A 16,885-nucleotide genomic window follows, 5' to 3' on the forward strand; every position below is an offset into this window, starting at 1 on the left:
CTTGCCTCCGACGGCGAGTTCCACGGCCCTTCGATCGACGATTTCTTTCCGGAGATCCTCTTCCACGTAGGCCCGATCCCCGTCAACCGGATCCACCTGGTCCAGTTGCTCGCGGTGATCGCCGTGGTTCTCATCCTCTGGCTCGGCACCCGCCGCATGAAGGTCGTCCCCGGACGCTTCCAGAGCCTGGTGGAGATGGGGCTCGGCTTCGTTCGAACCAACGTCGCCCACGACATGCTCGGTCGCAAGGACGGCGATCGCTTCCTGCCGATCCTCACCACCATCTTCTTCATGGTGCTGTTCATGAACATCACGGGAATCATCCCGTTCCTGAACATGCCGGGAACGGCGATCGTCGCGGTGCCGCTGACGCTCGCCGTGGTCAGCTACGTGACCTTCATCTACGCGGGAATCAAGCGCCACGGCCTCAAGTTCTTCAAGAACTCCCTGTTCCCGCAGGGCGTGCCGGTCGCCGCGATGCCGATCGTCGCGATCATCGAGCTCATCTCGACGTTCATCCTGCGTCCGGTCACGTTGACGCTGCGTCTTCTCATGAACCTCGTCGTGGGGCACATGATCCTGGTCCTCGCGTTCTCCGCGACCCAGTTCTTCTTCTTCACCGCAGGCGGCGGCTGGGCCGCGCTCGGTGTCGGAACCCTCGCCTTCGGCGGCGCCTTCACTCTCTTCGAGATCCTGGTCGCCGTCCTCCAGGCATATGTCTTCACCGTCCTCACCGCGGTCTACATCCAGCTCGCGGTCGCAGAAGAGCACTGAGCGGGCAGGCATCAGCCTTCCCACCCAACGAAAGGAAAACCCCGTGGACGCTACTACGGTTCTCGCTGAAATCAACGGTCACCTCGGAGCTGTCGGCTACGGCCTCGCAGCCATCGGCCCGGCCATCGGCGTCGGCATCGTCGTCGGCAAGACCATCGAGGGCGTCGCCCGTCAGCCCGAGCTGGCCGGTCGTCTCCAGGTCCTCATGTGGATCGGTATCGCCTTCACCGAGGCGCTTGCGTTCGTCGGCATCGCCGTCGCATTCATCCCCTTCCCGTAATCCTCACCGACTTCTGAAGGAGACAGGATGCTGAACGCTCTTGTCACGAACCTCGCAGCAGAGGGTGAGCCGAACAACCCCCTCATCCCTGCCTGGTACGACATCATCTGGTCGGGCCTCTGGTTCATCGTCATCCTCATCGTGGTCTGGAAGGTCGCCCTTCCCCGGCTCACGAAGATGCTCGACGAGCGGTCCGCCGCCATCGAGGGCAACATCGCCAAGGCCGACGAGGCGCAGAAGCAGGCGGAGGCGGCACTCGAGGAGTACACGCGTCAGCTCGCTGAGGCGCGTACCGAGGCCGGAGAGATCCGCGAGGCCGCCCGTGAGGACGGCAAGAAGATCGTCGCTGAGGCGAAGGATGCCGCGTCCACCGAGGCCGCACGCATCACCGCCACCGCGCACACGCAGATCGAGGCCGAGCGGCAGACCGCTCTCGTCTCGCTGCGCAGCGAGGTCGGGACACTCGCCATCGACCTCGCCGGCGGCGTGGTCGGCGAGACGCTCTCCGACGACGCCCGTGCGACGGCTGTCGTCGACCGCTTCCTCGCCGACCTCGAGGCATCCGAGAAGGCGGCTCAGTAATGGGCAGCGCGACCACTCAGGCACTCGCGGCATCCATCCAGACGCTTGCCGCAGCGAAGGGCGTCACTCTCGACACCGCACGGGAGCTCCTCGCTGCCGCGCGTGCCGTGAGCGGGTCGTCTCAGCTGAGCGGCGCGCTTGCTGATCCCTCTGCTCCCGCCGCGGCACGACAGAACGTCGTCGCCGCGGTGTTCGGCGGGTTCTCCGCAGACGCTCAGAGCGTTCTGAAGACGGTCGTCGCGGAGCGCTGGTCCAACGCGGGTGAGCTCGTCGACGGTGTCGAGGAGCTCGCGATCCGCGCTGCTGCGATCGCCGAGCCGGGCGCGGACATCGAGGGGGAGCTCTTCAGCTTCTCCCGCGTGATCGCCGCCAACCCCGAGCTCGAACTCGCCCTGGGCAGCCGCCTCGGCGGAGAAGACGCCAAGGGTGCGCTCGTCGAGCGCCTCCTGGCCGAAGGCTCCACGAGCGCTGCGTCGACGCTGATCATCACGTCGCTCGTACGTCAGCCGCGTGAGCGCCGCGTGCGGCGACTGCTGAACCGGGCGATGAGCATCGTCTCCAGCCAGCGCGGTCGTGTGGTCGCCACGGTGCACACCGCGGCTCCGCTCACCGATGCGCAGCGAGCACGTCTCAGTGACTCGCTGTCTCGTCGCTACGACGGCCAGGTGTCCCTCAACGTCGTCATCGACCCTGCCGTGGTCGGAGGTCTGCGCGTGCAGATCGCCGATGACGTCATCGACGGCAGCATCTCCGCACGACTCGCAGACCTTCGCCAGAAGCTCGCGGGCTAACACGACTTCGCGCGGGGAACCGCGCACCCAGATACAAAGGGAAGACAATGGCAGAACTATCGATCAGCCCCGACGTCATCCGTGACGCGCTGAAGGACTTCGCCGCAGCATACGAGCCCTCCGGGGCCGGGGCGACCGAGGTCGGCACCGTCATCGACGCCGCAGACGGCATCGCGCACGTCGAGGGACTTCCCGGCGTCATGGCGAACGAGCTCGTCATCTTCGCCGACGGCACCAAGGGACTCGCACAGAGCCTGAACGAGCACGAGATCGGTGTCGTCGTCCTCGGCGAGTTCACCGGTGTCGAGGCCGGCCAGGAAGTCACCCGCACGGGCGAGGTCCTCTCGGTCCCGGTCGGCGACGGCTACCTCGGCCGCGTGGTCGACCCGCTTGGTACCCCGATCGACGGCCTGGGCGCCATCGAGACCGAGAGCGTCCGCGCTCTCGAGCTGCAGGCGCCCGGCGTCATGCAGCGTAAGTCGGTGCACGAGCCGATGCAGACCGGCATCAAGGCGATCGACGCGATGATCCCCGTCGGCCGTGGCCAGCGTCAGCTGATCATCGGTGACCGCCAGACCGGCAAGACGGCCATCGCGATCGACACGATCATCAACCAGAAGGCCAACTGGGAGTCGGGCGACGTCAACAAGCAGGTCCGCTGCATCTACGTCGCCATCGGCCAGAAGGGCTCGACCATCGCTTCGGTGAAGGGCGCGCTCGAAGAGGCCGGAGCCCTGGAGTACACCACGATCGTGGCGGCTCCGGCATCCGACCCCGCCGGCTTCAAGTACCTCGCCCCCTACACGGGCTCGGCCATCGGTCAGCACTGGATGTACGGCGGCAAGCACGTCCTCATCATCTTCGATGACCTGTCGAAGCAGGCCGAGGCCTACCGTGCCGTGTCCCTGCTCCTTCGCCGTCCGCCGGGCCGCGAGGCATACCCGGGTGACGTCTTCTACCTGCACTCGCGTCTGCTCGAGCGTTGCGCGAAGCTGTCCGACGAGCTCGGCGCAGGTTCCATGACGGGTCTCCCGATCATCGAGACCAAGGCCAACGACGTCTCGGCATACATCCCGACCAACGTGATCTCGATCACCGACGGCCAGATCTTCCTCCAGTCCGACCTCTTCAACGCCAACCAGCGTCCGGCGGTCGACGTGGGTATCTCGGTCTCGCGAGTCGGTGGTGACGCGCAGGTCAAGTCGATCAAGAAGGTCTCCGGAACGCTGAAGCTGGAGCTCGCGCAGTACCGCTCCCTCGAGGCGTTCGCGATGTTCGCGTCCGACCTCGACGCGGCTTCGCGTCGTCAGCTCTCCCGTGGTGCGCGTCTGACCGAGCTGCTCAAGCAGCCGCAGTACTCCCCGTATCCCGTCGAGGAGCAGGTCGTCTCGATCTGGGCCGGAACGAACGGCAAGCTCGACACGATCGAGGTCTCGGATGTCCTGCGCTTCGAGCGCGAACTCCTGGACTACCTGCGTCGCAACACCAAGGTTCTCGAGACGCTCCGCGACACCAACGTCCTCGATGACGCCACGGTCGCCGAGCTCGAGAAGCAGACGGATGCCTTCATCCTGGAGTTCCAGGGTGGCAAGGGCGCCAGCATCGGCGCTCCCGGCCACGAGGAGCACGCTGCAGCCGAGGCTGAGGACGTCAACCAGGAGAAGATCGTCAAGGGTCGTCGCGCGTAACCGCGTGAGGTATTGACATATGGGCGCTCAACTCAGGGTCTACAAGCAGAAGATCTCTTCTGCTCAGACGACCAAGAAGATCACGAAGGCGATGGAACTCATCGCGGCTTCGCGCATCCAGAAGGCGATGGCACGCGTCAAGGCGTCCACACCCTTCGCGCGAGCCGTGACGAGGGCCGTGTCTGCCGTCGCGACGCACTCGAACGTGGATCACCCGCTGACCCGCGAGTCCGAGAACATCACCCGCTCCGCGGTCGTGATCTTCTCGTCGGACCGCGGTCTCGCCGGAGCCTTCAACTCGCAGATCCTCCGTGAGGGTCTCGAGGTGGCGGAGCTCCTGCGCGAGCAGGGCAAGGAGCCGGTCTTCTACCTCATCGGTCGCAAGGCCGTCGGATACTTCCAGTTCCGACGCCTCGCTGCCGCTGCGGAGTGGACCGGCGACACCGATACCCCGTCGTTCCACACCGCGGAGGAGATCTCCGCGACGCTGCTCGATTCCTTCTCCCGCGGGGGACAGGACGGCGGCGTCGACGAGATCCACCTCGTGTACAACCGTTTCGTCAGCATGATGACGCAGTCGCCCGAGTCCGTGCGCCTGCTCCCGCTGGAGATCACGGAAGCCGATGAGTCGGAAGCAGGTAACACCGTTTACCCGCTGTACGAGTTCGAGCCGGATGCCGAGACCGTTCTCGATGCGATCCTGCCGGTGTACATCCAGAGCCGCGTCTTCAACGCTCTCCTGCAGTCGTCTGCTGCCAAGCAGGCCGCGACGCAGAAGGCGATGAAGTCGGCCAGCGACAACGCCGACAAGCTCATCACCGACTACACCCGCCTGCGCAACAACGCGCGCCAGGCGGAGATCACGCAGCAGATCGCCGAGATCGTCGGCGGCGCCGACGCCCTCTCGAGCAAATAGACCATCAGGAAAGAGACGAAAATGACCCTCACCGCTCCGGCTGACCAGCCGGCGACCGCGGTCGTCGGGCGCGTCGCACGCGTCAACGGTCCGGTTGTCGACATCGAGTTCCCTCATGACTCGATCCCCGACATCTACAACGCGCTGAAGACCACGATCGCGATGGGCGAAGAGTCCACCGAGATCACGCTCGAGGTCGCACAGCACCTCGGCGACGACCTCGTCCGCGCCATCGCCCTGAACCCGACCGACGGCATCGTCCGCGGCCAGGAAGTCCGCGACACCGGCGAGGCCATCTCGGTCCCCGTCGGCGACGTGACCAAGGGCAAGGTGTTCAACGTCATCGGCGAGGTGCTCAACCTCGAGCCCGGCGAGACCATCGAGGTCACCGAGCGCTGGCCCATCCACCGCAAGGCGCCGAACTTCGACCAGCTCGAGTCCAAGACTCAGATGTTCGAGACCGGCATCAAGTCGATCGACCTCCTCACCCCGTACGTGCTGGGTGGAAAGATCGGCCTGTTCGGTGGTGCCGGTGTCGGCAAGACCGTCCTCATCCAGGAGATGATCCAGCGCGTCGCGCAGGACCACGGTGGTGTGTCTGTGTTCGCCGGTGTCGGTGAGCGCACCCGTGAGGGCAACGACCTCATCCACGAGATGGAAGAAGCGGGCGTCTTCGACAAGACCGCCCTGGTGTTCGGCCAGATGGACGAGCCGCCGGGAACGCGTCTGCGCGTCGCCCTGTCGGCCCTGACGATGGCGGAGTACTTCCGTGACGTGCAGAAGCAGGATGTGCTGCTGTTCATCGACAACATCTTCCGCTTCACGCAGGCCGGTTCCGAGGTCTCCACGCTGCTGGGCCGCATGCCCTCCGCCGTGGGTTACCAGCCGAACCTCGCCGACGAGATGGGTGTGCTCCAGGAGCGCATCACCTCGACGCGTGGTCACTCGATCACCTCGCTGCAGGCGATCTACGTGCCGGCCGATGACTACACCGACCCGGCTCCGGCGACGACGTTCGCCCACCTCGACGCGACGACCGAGCTCTCTCGTGAGATCGCCTCGAAGGGTCTGTACCCGGCCATCGACCCGCTGACCTCGACGTCGCGCATCATGGACCCCCGCTACTTGGGCGAGGACCACTACCGCGTCGCCACGACGGTCAAGCAGATCCTCCAGAAGAACAAGGAACTGCAGGAGATCATCGCCATCCTCGGTGTCGACGAGCTCTCCGAGGAAGACAAGATCGTCGTGTCGCGTGCACGTCGCATCCAGCAGTTCCTCTCGCAGAACACCTACATGGCGAAGAAGTTCACCGGTGTCGAGGGTTCGACCGTCCCGCTCAAGGAGACCATCGAGTCCTTCGATGCGATCACGCGCGGTGACTTCGACCACGTCGCCGAGCAGGCCTTCTTCAACGTCGGTGGCATCTCCGACGTCGAAGAGCAGTGGGCGAAGATCCAGAAGGAGAACGGCTGACCATGGCGCTCCACGTCAGCCTCGTCTCCGCGGATGCGGAGGTCTGGACGGGAGAGGCGAGCCTCGTGGTCGCCAAGACCGTCGAGGGCGAGATCGGCTTCATGACCGGCCATGAGCCGGTGCTGGCCATCCTCGCTGAGGGCCAGGTCCGCATCACGCAGTCGGATGGCACGAAGGTGCTGGCCAACGCGCAGGACGGGTTCCTCTCCATGGAGGGCGACACCCTGACGATCGTGGCCGGCAACGCGGCTCTCATCGCCTAGCATTTCCGTTTCGACGCGTCCGCCTCGGTGCCCCTCGGGTCCCGAGGCGGACGCGTCTGCATTCACCGAGGTTCCATGAAGATCCTGCTTCCGCCGTCGGAGACGAAGCGCGAGGGCGGTCATGATGTCCCGCTCGACATCGCCTCCCTCTCGCTGCCGTCGCTGAGTGCGCATCGATCCGCCGTGCTGGATGCCCTCGTCGACCTCGCAGCCGACGAAGAGGTCTCGCGACGCGTGCTCAAGTTGAGCGAGCGCCAGATGGGCGAGATCGCGCACAACCGGCGGCTACGGACGGCGCCCACGATGCCCGCGATCGATCGATACACGGGCGTGCTCTTCGATGCGCTCGATGCACGCGGTCTCTCCGAAGCATCGCGTCGGTGGCTGGGGGAGCACGTCTGGATCCACAGTGCACCTCTCGGTCCCGTCGGTGCGCTGGACGCGGTGCCGACCTATCGCCTGGCCGCCGGGACTTCGCTGCCGCGCTTCCCTGGGTTGCGGAAGCACTGGGCGGAGGCCACGTCAGCGGCGATCGCGGAGGCGTCACCGTCCTTCGTGCTCGATCTGCGAAGTGAGGCGTATGTGGCGCTGGGGCCTGTGCCCGACACTGTGCCCTCCGCCTATGTCCGCGTCGTCACTGAGCACGGCCGGGCGCTGAACCACTTCAACAAGAAGTCCAAGGGGTTGCTCGTGCGTGCCCTCGCCGAAGATCGGCCCCGTGTGGCTTCCCTCCGCTCCCTCCGGCGCTGGGCCGAGAGCCGAGGCGTCGTGCTGCGTGACACGGAGCAGCCGGGTGTTCTGGAGCTCGTCGTCCACGAGTGACCGCGCAAGTCCGCGCATGACCGCTTCCGCGTGGGTCTTTGCTCGCCTGTGGTCTCCCCGCTATGGTTGTCACGCGGCGCGACCCGTGCCGAATATTGGATCCGGAGGGGACCATGTACGACTATTACGACACAGGCTCGTTGGCCGTTTTCGGCATCCTGATCGTCTTCGGCTTCATCTTCGCGATAGCGGGGTACGTCCTCTCGTCGCTGTTCCTGATGAAGATCTTCGAGAAGGCCGGAGTCGAGGGCAAGTGGCGAGCGTGGGTGCCCGTCTACAACGCCATGATCCTCGCGAAGCTCGGCGATGTGTCGCCGTGGGTGATGCTCGGCGCCATCGTGATCAACATCATTCCGATCCTGAACTACATCTCGTGGATCGCCTATGTCGCGGTCATCGTGATCGTCGCCTGGCGCGTGGGTCTCAAACTGCAGAAGGATGCCGTCTGGATCCTCCTGGGCCTGATCCCCGGTATCGGTGCCTTGATCTGGCTCGGCATCAACGCTTTCGACAAGTCGCGCTGGAACCCGAACATCGTTCCCGCGCCCTGGGCGAACAACGGATTCCTCGGTGACAACACGGTGTGGCAGGGCATTCCGGTTCAGCCCAAGCCCGCCGCCGCTGCTCCCGGATACGGCGCACCGCAGGGGTACGCCCCTCCGGCACCGCAGGGCTACGCCCCGCCCGCTCAGCCCGGCTACGCTCCGCCTGCAGGGCCTGCTGCTCCGGCCACGGGTGCGCCCGTCCCGCCGGTGCCGCCCACCACCCCGCCGGCACCTCCGGCGGCACCGCCGACCACTCCGCCCGCGCCGTCCACTGCACCGCCTGCGGCTCCGCCGGCACCGCCCGCTGCTCCGCCGGCACCGCCGAGCGATCCCACTCAGCCTCCGGCGTGATCATCTGACACGGAGCCCTCGACTTCGGTCGGGGGCTCTGTGCTGTCCTGGCTGGTCACCGTTCCGACACGCCCGCTAACGTGGAGGGCATGGTCTTGTCTCAGCGCCGAGTGGGCGCTTCCGGTCTTCTCGTGTCATCCACCGGCCTCGGCTGCAACAACTTCGGTCGAGCGGGGACGGTGACCGAGACGCTCTCCGGCACGAGAGAGGTGATCGATGCGGCACTCGCCTACGGCATCACGTTCTTCGACACCGCTGACATGTACGGTGCGGTGGCCGGCGCGAGTGAGGCGCTGATGGGTGAAGCCCTCGAGGGGCGTCGAGACCGTGTGGTGCTGGCCACGAAGTTCGGCCAGGAACGGGACATGGGCTACGAGTTCCCCGCGGCCCGTGGTTCTCGCCGCTACGTCCGGCGGGCGGTGGAGGAGTCGCTGCGGCGGCTTCGAACCGACTGGATCGACCTGTATCAGCTGCATCTGCCGGACCCGGAGACGCCGATCGCCGAGACGACGGACGCCCTCGACGAGCTCGTGCGTGAAGGCAAGATCCGCTACTACGGGCACTCGAATTTCACCGGATGGCAGATCGCCGAAGCGGAGTTCACGTCCCGCGCGCGATCTTCGGGCAGATTCATCTCCGCACAGAACCACTACTCCCTGCTCGCGCGCGCGGCCGAACGCGAGGTGCTGCCGGCCGTGGAGAGATACGCCCTGGGCTTCTTCCCGTACTTCCCGCTGCACAACGGACTCCTCTCGGGCAAGTTCACGCGCGACGGGGGACCGGCCTCGAGCCGCATCATGTCCACGCGTCGCCATGTCTGGGAGAACGCGCCCTGGGATGCCATCGACACCTTCCGCGACTTCTGCGACGAGCGCGGCATAACGATGTTGGAGGCTTCCTTCGGTTGGCTTCTCTCGCGGCCGGCGGTTTCCAGCGTCATAGCCGGTGCGACGACACCCGAGCAGGTCGAAGCGAACGCGGCAGCGGGTGATTCGTGGCGGCCGAGCGTCGAAGACGAGAAGATCATCGACGAGCTGTTCCCTCTGCCGGCCGACCCGGGCGCCCGGGTGTGACCGCGGTGCGGGGGAGTTCTACTACGATGTGTGAGTATCCTGCGGACGCCCGACCCGTCGCAGATCCATCGGAGGCAGCACGTGGCTGAGACGAAGACGCATCGCGTCACGGTTGCGCAGCGCGCATTGCTGCTGTCCTGGGCAGGGGTCACCGATCTCGGTCGTCGTCGAGAGACGAATCAGGATGCGTTCCTTGCGGAGTTCCCCCTGTTCGTCGTCGCGGACGGCATGGGCGGCCACGCGGGTGGAGAGATCGCGAGCCGCAGCACGGTAGAGCGGCTTCAAGCCGTCGTCTCCGCGGGCGATGTCAACGGTCCTGCGATCGAGAAAGCGCTCGAACAGGCGGTGGGCGACATCGCCGACCACCCCGAGACGACCGACGAGGGCACCGGCACCACTCTCACCGGCGTCTTCTTCGCCATCACGGGCGATCAAGCCCAGTGGGTGGCTCTGAACATCGGGGATTCCCGTGTCTACCTTCTTCGCGATGACCGCCTCGTCCAGGTCACGACAGATCATTCGGTCGTGCAGGAGCTGATCACGGCGGGCAAGCTCAGTCCCGAGGAGGCCGAAGGGCACCCGTACAGCAACGTGATCACGAGGGCGGTGGGTGCGAGCGAGCTCACGGCGCCGGACTACGTGACGATCGACGTGCGCGCCGGCGATCGATTCGTCATCTGCTCCGACGGGCTCACCAAGGAGCTCACCGATTACGGGATCCAGCACTTCCTCAGGGAGCACCGCGACCCGGGCCACAGTGTGGACGCCATGCTCGCCGCGGCGTTGGAGAATGGCGGGCGTGACAACGTGACACTCATCATCGTGCAGGTTGAAGACGAGGACGACTCGTCCTCCCCAATCGAAGACACGACGGAGTAGCCGCGGGGCGCTGTGGACAGCGCCGTTCTCCGGAAGGGCATGCGATCCACTGGACGCATGGAACCCCTCCCGATCGTGCTCCCGTCGGCCCCGGTGCCGTTGCGCCGTGCTCCACTCCCTTTCATGGCGGCGATCGTTCCGATAGCTGCAGGGGTCGTGCTCTGGCTGATCACCGGATCCGTGTTCGCGCTGTGCTTCGCCGCGCTGGGACCGTTGATGATCGTGGCATCGTTCGCGGACGCGGCGCGCAACCGGCGACGTGAACGTCGGCGCGGCGCTGCGCAGTCCGAGCAGGACTGGGCGGCGGCCGAGGCCGAACTCGTACTCCGCCACCGGGAGGAGCGTGAGACCCGGTGGCTCCGCCACCCCGATACCGCGGCGAGTCTCCTGCAGCCTCCTCTCCGTGGAGCGGAGTCGCCGGATAGTGCAACCGCCCTCGTGGTGGGGGCCGGGAGTGCGCCGAGCGGAATCCGGTGCAGCGGGGGCGAAGACGGTCGTGGTCGTGAGTTCCGCGACCGTTGCGGAGTGCTCGACGACGCCCCGATCGTCGTGCCGCTGGGCGGAGGAGTGTGTCTGCGCGGCGCGCGGCCGGTGATCGTCGCCGCGGCGCGCGCGCTCCTGCTGCAACTGAGTCTTCGCTTCAGCGCGGCGCAGCTGTCGCTCGTGGGCGCTGAACTCCGCGAGTGTGGGCTGGACGCGCTGCCGCATGCGCGGCGCGCGCGCAGGGGTGGCTTCCGGGTCGGGATCGGGTCGGGCGACGCGATCCGGATGGATGCCGATGCCGTGGTCTGGTTGGCGCCGGCCGACGCCGAGGTTCCGGCGGGGATCACGACGGTGATCGACATCATCGAACCAGGACGTGCCCGGCTGCGCACCCCTCAGGGCACCGCCGTCGTCTCCGTCGAGTGCGTCTCACGCGCACAAGCGGGGATCATCGCTCGCGAGCATGCGTCGGCGGCCGGCGAGATCGATGTGCTTCCCGACTCCGTCGTTCTGCACGAGCTGGAGCAGCCACGACCAGGCGGCGGTCTGGCCGCCGCCATCGGTCGGAACGAGCACGGACAGCTGGTCGTCGACATCGTCGAAGACGGTCCTCACGCCATCGTGACGGGAACGACGGGCACCGGCAAGAGCGAGCTTCTGGTCAGCTGGGTCACCGCCATCTCCGCGGTCTACGGGCCGGACCGAGTGACGTTCGTGCTCGCGGACTTCAAAGGGGGGACCGCATTCGAGCCGTTGCGCGGGTTGCGGCAGGTCGCAGCGGTCATCACGGATCTCGATGAGGGCGGTGCCCGGCGAGGCGTCTCCAGTCTGACCGCCGAGCTTCGCCGCCGGGAAGGCGTTCTCGCCGAAGCCGGTGCTCGGGACGTTCGAGAGGTGGGGATGCCACGGTTGGTCATCGTCGTCGATGAATTCGCGGCGCTGCTGGCGGAGCATCCCGACCTGGGGGCTGTCTTCACCGACGTCGCTGCACGGGGGCGGGCGCTGGGCATGCACCTCATCCTCGGCACACAACGCGCTGCCGGAGTCGTGAGGGATGCGCTGGCGGCCAACTGTCCGCTCCGAGTCAGTCTGCGGGTCGGGGATGCCGCGGACAGCAGGCGCATGATCGGAACGGACGCCGCGGCGGAACTCCCCGGCGGAGGGGAGTCGCGGGGCCTCGCTCTCGTGCGCCGTCCGGCCGACCCCGAGCCGTCGGCGATCCGCATCGCGCTGACGAGTCCCGCGGATCTGCGAGCGGTGGGGCTGCGGTGGGCGGCGGCCGATCCGCCCCGCAGCCCGTGGCTCGCCGCGCTTCCCACACGGATCCCGCTCGCGGACCTCGTCGCTTCTGCCGCGCTGGGTCCGGATGCCATCGTGCTCGGGCGAGCCGACGAACCCGCCCGCCAAACTCAGCCACTCGAGCTTTTGCGCTGTGGGCAGGATCGAGGAATCGTGCTGCTGGGGGCGCCGGGGTCGGGTCGCTCCACCGCTTTGCGGGCCCTGGCTGCGCAGTGGCCTGATGCCGCGTGGGTGCCGAACGACCCCGAGGCGGCGTGGGACCTCCTCACGGCGTGGGCCGTGGGGAGTGAACGGATGCCGTCGCTCGTCCTCGGCGACGACATCGACGGGGTGCTCTCGACTCTTCCCCCCGAGTACGGTCAGCAATACACGCAACGGTGGGAGCAGCTTCTCCGCGGCCGCGGGGAGACCACCTTCGTGCTGGCGGCGACAAGGGCGGCGGGCCCGCTGGGACGACTGATCGATGCTCTGCCGCGACGAGCGCTGCTTCGGATGCCGAGCCGAGTGGAGCATCTCGCGGCCGGGGGAGAGGCCTCGTCATACATCCGCGACCGCTCTCCCGGCCGTGCCCACATCGGCGACCGCGAGGTGCAGCTGGCATGGGTCCCGGAACACGCGGAGGTTCCCGCTGCTCCCGTCACGCCTCCGGCCTGGGCGCCGTCGTGCGCGATCACCGCCGTCGTGACCGCCGGAGCTGCTTCGGTCGTAGAGATGCTGCGTGCGGCGCATCCGGGGTGCGAGGTCATCGCTGCCGGGGTGGAGCCGACACAGCGCGACCGTCCCTGCCTCGTCGTGGGGGACGCGGAGGTGTGGCAGCGCAACTGGCCGTTGTGGCAGCGCATCCGAGGGGAGGGCGAAGTGCTGATCCGTGCCGAGCAGCAGTCCGATCTCCGTCAGCTCGCGGGCGTGCGGGAACTCCCGCCGTACGCGCGCACCCACGCCGGCCGAGCCTGGTCCGTCCGTGGTGCCGGAGCGCCGCGTCGCGTCGTCCTTCCTGCACTGTCGCCGCGATGAGCAGTGAGAGTCTCGGCTGGGCTCGGCTCGGCTCGGTAATGACGGGTGCGTCAGATACCGGCGCCGGGACGGATCGCGCCGACGATCGAGCCGCCGCCCGAAACCGTGAGGGGGAGTGCCTCCGACAGCGTCGCGACCTCAGCGCTGCTCAGGCCCCCTGCGCGCTCGAGGAGCGTCGCCGCCACGATCGTCGACGCGCGCGTCGCGCCGTCCAGCATCTTCAATGCGACGGTCGTGCCGTTCGGGGCGACCATCACCATGACGCCTTCGGCGCCGTGCTTGGTGAAGACTCCGAGTTTCTCGATCGCGATCGTGTCGGGGCGGCCCGGTCCTTCGATCGTCCACGGGCTCTCTCGCACCGCCCGCACCAACGAACCGGCGACGCGATGAAGGGCGAAGGGCGAGCGGTCGGAGGCGGTGCCGATGCGGTGGATGCCCCGCGCGAGGGCGGTGAGCGTCATCGCGTGGACCGGCGCCCCGCACCCGTCGATCGCCGTGTGGGCGACCTTCTCGCCCGTGAGACGCTCGACGACGTCGCGAATGTGCACCTGCAGCGGATGCGCTGGGTCGAGATAGCCGGTGGTCGGCCAACCGGTCGCCACGCACGCACGCAGCATCGCGGCATGCTTTCCGGAGCAGTTCATCCGCACGCGCGTCGGCTCACCGTGCTCGCGGACGAGGTCATCGCGCGTCGCCGAATCACTCGGCCAGGACGCCGGGCACGCCAGGTCGTCCTCGGTCAGCCCGCCTTCGGTGAGGATGTCGCGAACGACGGAGGCGTGCCGGTCGGTGCCGACATGGCTCGCCGTGGAGATCGCGAGCTGTTCGCCCTCGAGCACCGCACCTGCTGTGATGCAGGCCACCGCCTGCAGGGGCTTGAGGCTCGAGCGGGGCAGGATCAACGCGTCGGGGTTGCCGTGGCGGGCGACGATGTCACCATCGGAAGAGAGCACGATCGCTGCGCCGGCGTGACGCGATTCGACGAATCCACTCCGTTCGACGACGGCGAGTTCCACGGAATCCTGAACGGTGAGAGTCTCCAGCACCCGTCAACTCTAGCGCCGGGCACGCCATCGCTCACCTCGGGTCGGCGGCCCCTGGCAGACTGAAGACATGGCAGAGTCGACCCCCCGCGCCCTCGGCGAACATCACTACGCGCTCACCTCGGTCTGGACCGGAAACACCGGTACGGGTACCTCCGGCTACCGGGACTACCGCCGCGAAGTCACCATCGAAGTCGACGGCAAGCCGGAGCTGCTCGCATCGGCGGACAAGCCGTTCCGCGGCGATCCCTCGCGGTGGAATCCGGAAGACCTCCTGCTCGCCTCACTCTCCGAGTGCCACCTGCTCTCGTACCTGCACGCGTGCGTGACGGCCGGGGTGGTCGTCGTCTCCTACCGCGACGACGCGAGCGGGATGATGCGCGAAGACGGCAAGGGCGGCGGGGCATTCGTCGAGGTGATGCTGCGGCCCGAGGTCGTCGTGGCGGACGCGTCGATGATCGAGGCGGCCGAGCGGGCCCACGCGCAGGCGAACGAATGGTGCTTCATCGCGAACTCGATGAACTTCCCGGTGCGCCACGAGGCGACCGTTCGCGCCGTCGAGTGAGTCAGCGCGGCACGGGTGTCAGCGACGCTCGTGCGGGAGCGCCTGCTTGATCTTCTCGATCGTGCCCTGCGCAGGAGCCTCGTTGTACGCTCCGGCGAGTTCCTGACCGGACAGAGCGTGGATCGCAGCCATGATCTCATCCGTCGCCAGGCGCCGCGCACGCCCGCTGGTCGCAGGTCCGTGCGGTGACAGATCGAGTGGCGCCCCGAATCGCACCGTGATGCGCTCGGAGAGCGTAGGCATCTTCGCCCCGACCGGCATCACCTTGTCCGTCCCGATCAGCCCGACCGGCACGACGGGGGCGCCCGTCTGGAGCGCGAGGAACGCGACCCCGGTACGCCCCTTGTAGAGGCGGCCATCGGTGGAGCGCGTGCCCTCCGGGTAGAGCGCGACGGCGAGTCCCTCGTCGAGGAGCTGACGCTGCAGGTCGAGAGCATCCAGAGCCGCTTGGCCGGCACCGCGGCGCACGGGGATGGCACCGATCGACTCGAAGAAGGTCTTGCTCATCCAGCCCTGGAAGCCGGTGCCTTCGAAGTAGGTCGACTTCGCGAGGAAGTGCACGGGCCGGGGTGCGGCGACCGGGATCGCGATCGAGTCGATGAATGACAGGTGGTTGCTGGCGAAGATGACGGGCCCGGTCAGAGGAACGTTCTCGCGGCCCTCGATCTTCGGCCGGTACACGAGCCGCGCCAGCGGAGTGATGAGACTGCGTCCGAGTGTGTAGGCGAACCCGGCGTGACGGGGCTTGGCAGTCTCATCTGACGACGAGGATTCCTCTTCTGACGAGGATTCGGGCTCGACGGACTGCTCAGAGGTCATCAGAGCAGGTTACTCCCGGATCCATGCCGGCGTGGGAATGAAGAGTCGCGCCGTGCCTCCCAGCGGGGGCAAAGGGCTATACGGCAGGATGGAGGTTCCCACCCGCGATCCCGAGGTCTCACTGTGCGCAAGCGTCCGCTCATCGTTCTGTCCACCGTCGCCGCGGCGACTCTGCTGCTCGCAGGCTGCTCCGGCAGTTCCGCGCCGTCGAGCTCCGGTACGCCGAGCCCGACCGCGTCGAGTGAGTGCTTGCTGGACGCGCAGCCGGGCGAGACGTCTGACGCGGTCGTCGTCGAGGGAAAGGGCCTCGACGCGAAGGTCACCGTGCCCGCGGACGCGCCTTTCGCTGACGTCGAGCGCACCATCATCTCCGAGGGAGATGGTGACGAGGTCGTCGCGAACGACCTCGTGGGTGTGAAGTTCCAGATCGTCGATGCGGCGACGGGCGAGGTCGTCGACTCTTCCGCTCGCAGCGAGGGAGGAGAAGCCTCCGTCCTGCTCGACCAGAACAGTGCGTCACTGTTCATCGCAGCCCTCGAGTGCCAGCCGCTTGGTACTCAGGTGGTTCTCGCGCTTCCCGGAAAGGTCTTCGGAGAGGGTGGTACCGCCAAAGTCGTGTACGCCGAGGCTGTCGAGCAGCTCCCCGAGGTGGCGACCGGCAAGGACGTCGACCCGACCCCGGGCATGCCGACCGTCAAGCTCGATGACAACGGCAAGCCCTCCGTCAAGATCCCGGACGGGGACGCACCGACCGAGACGAACGTCGCCGTCCTCAAGCAAGGTGATGGGGCCACAGTGGGCTCCGGTGACCTCGTGGTTGTTCAGTACCTCGGCGTCAAGTGGTCGGACGGCAAGGAGTTCGATTCCAGCTGGAGCCGCGACGCCGCCCCGACGCAGTTCCAGACCACGGGTGTGGTCGCGGGCTTCCAGAAGGCGCTCGAGGGACAGAAGGTCGGCTCTCAGGTCGTCGTCGTGATGCCGCCGTCGGACGGCTACGGTGCGACCGAGGGACACGAGCTCCAGAAGGAGAGCCTCGTCTTCGTCGTCGATATCCTCGCCACCACCCCTGTCCAGCAGTAGGCGGGTGCGGTTGGCTTAACCGCGAGCCGCCGAGATGGCCCGGCCATTGCATCCTTGGGATGAAACACGGAGGCGAGGTCATTCGTCGGGAAGCTGTCGCTTTTGTCGACCCCCGGAGGTCACCTGTCATCTAACATGCTAC

The 16,885-nt window shown here is 67.1% G+C and carries 17 protein-coding genes; 15 read left to right on the forward strand and 2 right to left on the reverse strand.

Features of this window, described 5'->3' with window-relative positions; genetic code table 11:
* Positions 1-54 precede the first annotated feature (54 nt).
* From atpB to ACIOTO_RS17090, 13 genes are all read left to right on the forward strand, one after another.
* Complete coding sequence (gene atpB, locus ACIOTO_RS17030; protein WP_258134098.1) at positions 55-774, forward strand: F0F1 ATP synthase subunit A; 720 nt, start codon at positions 55-57, stop codon at positions 772-774.
* Positions 775-817: 43 nt separating this feature from the next.
* Positions 818-1,054, forward strand: coding sequence for an ATP synthase F0 subunit C (gene atpE, locus ACIOTO_RS17035; protein WP_017830994.1), 237 nt, complete (start codon positions 818-820; stop codon positions 1,052-1,054).
* Between the two features lie 27 nt (positions 1,055-1,081).
* Complete coding sequence (locus ACIOTO_RS17040; RefSeq protein ID WP_029261863.1) at positions 1,082-1,636, forward strand: F0F1 ATP synthase subunit B; 555 nt, start codon at positions 1,082-1,084, stop codon at positions 1,634-1,636.
* Complete coding sequence (locus ACIOTO_RS17045; protein ID WP_400858691.1) at positions 1,636-2,427, forward strand: F0F1 ATP synthase subunit delta; 792 nt, start codon at positions 1,636-1,638, stop codon at positions 2,425-2,427. Before ACIOTO_RS17040 ends, ACIOTO_RS17045 begins: the two co-directional genes overlap by 1 nt.
* 47 nt (positions 2,428-2,474) lie before the next feature.
* Complete coding sequence (gene atpA / locus ACIOTO_RS17050; protein ID WP_029261861.1) at positions 2,475-4,115, forward strand: F0F1 ATP synthase subunit alpha; 1,641 nt, start codon at positions 2,475-2,477, stop codon at positions 4,113-4,115.
* 19 nt (positions 4,116-4,134) lie between these two features.
* Positions 4,135-5,031, forward strand: a complete 897-nt coding sequence (locus ACIOTO_RS17055) for a F0F1 ATP synthase subunit gamma (protein ID WP_029261860.1) — start codon at positions 4,135-4,137, stop codon at positions 5,029-5,031.
* A gap of 21 nt (positions 5,032-5,052) precedes the next feature.
* Complete coding sequence (gene atpD, locus ACIOTO_RS17060) at positions 5,053-6,507, forward strand: F0F1 ATP synthase subunit beta (RefSeq protein WP_017830989.1); 1,455 nt, start codon at positions 5,053-5,055, stop codon at positions 6,505-6,507.
* A gap of 2 nt (positions 6,508-6,509) precedes the next feature.
* Positions 6,510-6,770, forward strand: a complete 261-nt coding sequence (locus ACIOTO_RS17065) for a F0F1 ATP synthase subunit epsilon (RefSeq protein WP_017830988.1) — start codon at positions 6,510-6,512, stop codon at positions 6,768-6,770.
* Between the two features lie 75 nt (positions 6,771-6,845).
* Positions 6,846-7,592 (forward strand): YaaA family protein, encoded by a 747-nt coding sequence (locus ACIOTO_RS17070; RefSeq protein WP_400858692.1) that lies wholly within the window; start codon positions 6,846-6,848, stop codon positions 7,590-7,592.
* Between the two features lie 113 nt (positions 7,593-7,705).
* The gene (locus ACIOTO_RS17075) at positions 7,706-8,488 is read left to right on the forward strand and encodes a large exoprotein (protein WP_400858693.1); all 783 of its coding nucleotides are present in this window, start codon (positions 7,706-7,708) and stop codon (positions 8,486-8,488) included.
* Between the two features lie 89 nt (positions 8,489-8,577).
* On the forward strand, positions 8,578-9,561 hold the full coding sequence (locus tag ACIOTO_RS17080) for an aldo/keto reductase (protein WP_400858694.1): 984 nt from the start codon (positions 8,578-8,580) through the stop codon (positions 9,559-9,561).
* An 81-nt stretch (positions 9,562-9,642) separates the two neighbouring features.
* Entirely contained in the window at positions 9,643-10,440 is a 798-nt protein-coding gene (locus tag ACIOTO_RS17085) for a PP2C family serine/threonine-protein phosphatase (protein WP_105709735.1), read from the forward strand.
* Positions 10,441-10,497: 57 nt separating this feature from the next.
* Entirely contained in the window at positions 10,498-13,236 is a 2,739-nt protein-coding gene (locus ACIOTO_RS17090) for an FtsK/SpoIIIE domain-containing protein (protein WP_400858695.1), read from the forward strand.
* A gap of 50 nt (positions 13,237-13,286) precedes the next feature.
* Here the strand turns inward: ACIOTO_RS17090 and ACIOTO_RS17095 are convergent, their stop codons facing one another.
* Positions 13,287-14,282 carry an asparaginase gene (locus tag ACIOTO_RS17095; RefSeq protein WP_400858696.1) on the reverse strand — a complete coding sequence of 332 codons (996 nt, stop codon included), beginning with the start codon at positions 14,280-14,282 and terminating at the stop codon, positions 13,287-13,289.
* 67 nt (positions 14,283-14,349) lie between these two features.
* Here ACIOTO_RS17095 and ACIOTO_RS17100 point away from each other — a divergent pair, with 67 nt between their 5' ends.
* The gene (locus ACIOTO_RS17100; RefSeq protein WP_029261852.1) at positions 14,350-14,844 is read left to right on the forward strand and encodes an OsmC family protein; all 495 of its coding nucleotides are present in this window, start codon (positions 14,350-14,352) and stop codon (positions 14,842-14,844) included.
* Between the two features lie 18 nt (positions 14,845-14,862).
* Here ACIOTO_RS17100 and ACIOTO_RS17105 read toward each other — a convergent pair whose 3' ends face one another.
* On the reverse strand, positions 14,863-15,663 hold the full coding sequence (locus tag ACIOTO_RS17105) for a 1-acyl-sn-glycerol-3-phosphate acyltransferase (protein ID WP_029261851.1): 801 nt from the start codon (positions 15,661-15,663) through the stop codon (positions 14,863-14,865).
* Positions 15,664-15,786: 123 nt separating this feature from the next.
* On the opposite strand from ACIOTO_RS17105, the gene ACIOTO_RS17110 reads away from it, so the two are divergent.
* Positions 15,787-16,743 carry an FKBP-type peptidyl-prolyl cis-trans isomerase gene (locus ACIOTO_RS17110; protein ID WP_400858697.1) on the forward strand — a complete coding sequence of 319 codons (957 nt, stop codon included), beginning with the start codon at positions 15,787-15,789 and terminating at the stop codon, positions 16,741-16,743.
* Positions 16,744-16,885 lie beyond the last annotated feature (142 nt).

The organism is Microbacterium sp. NPDC087592 (genome assembly GCF_044743585.1).
GTDB lineage: Bacteria > Actinomycetota > Actinomycetes > Actinomycetales > Microbacteriaceae > Microbacterium.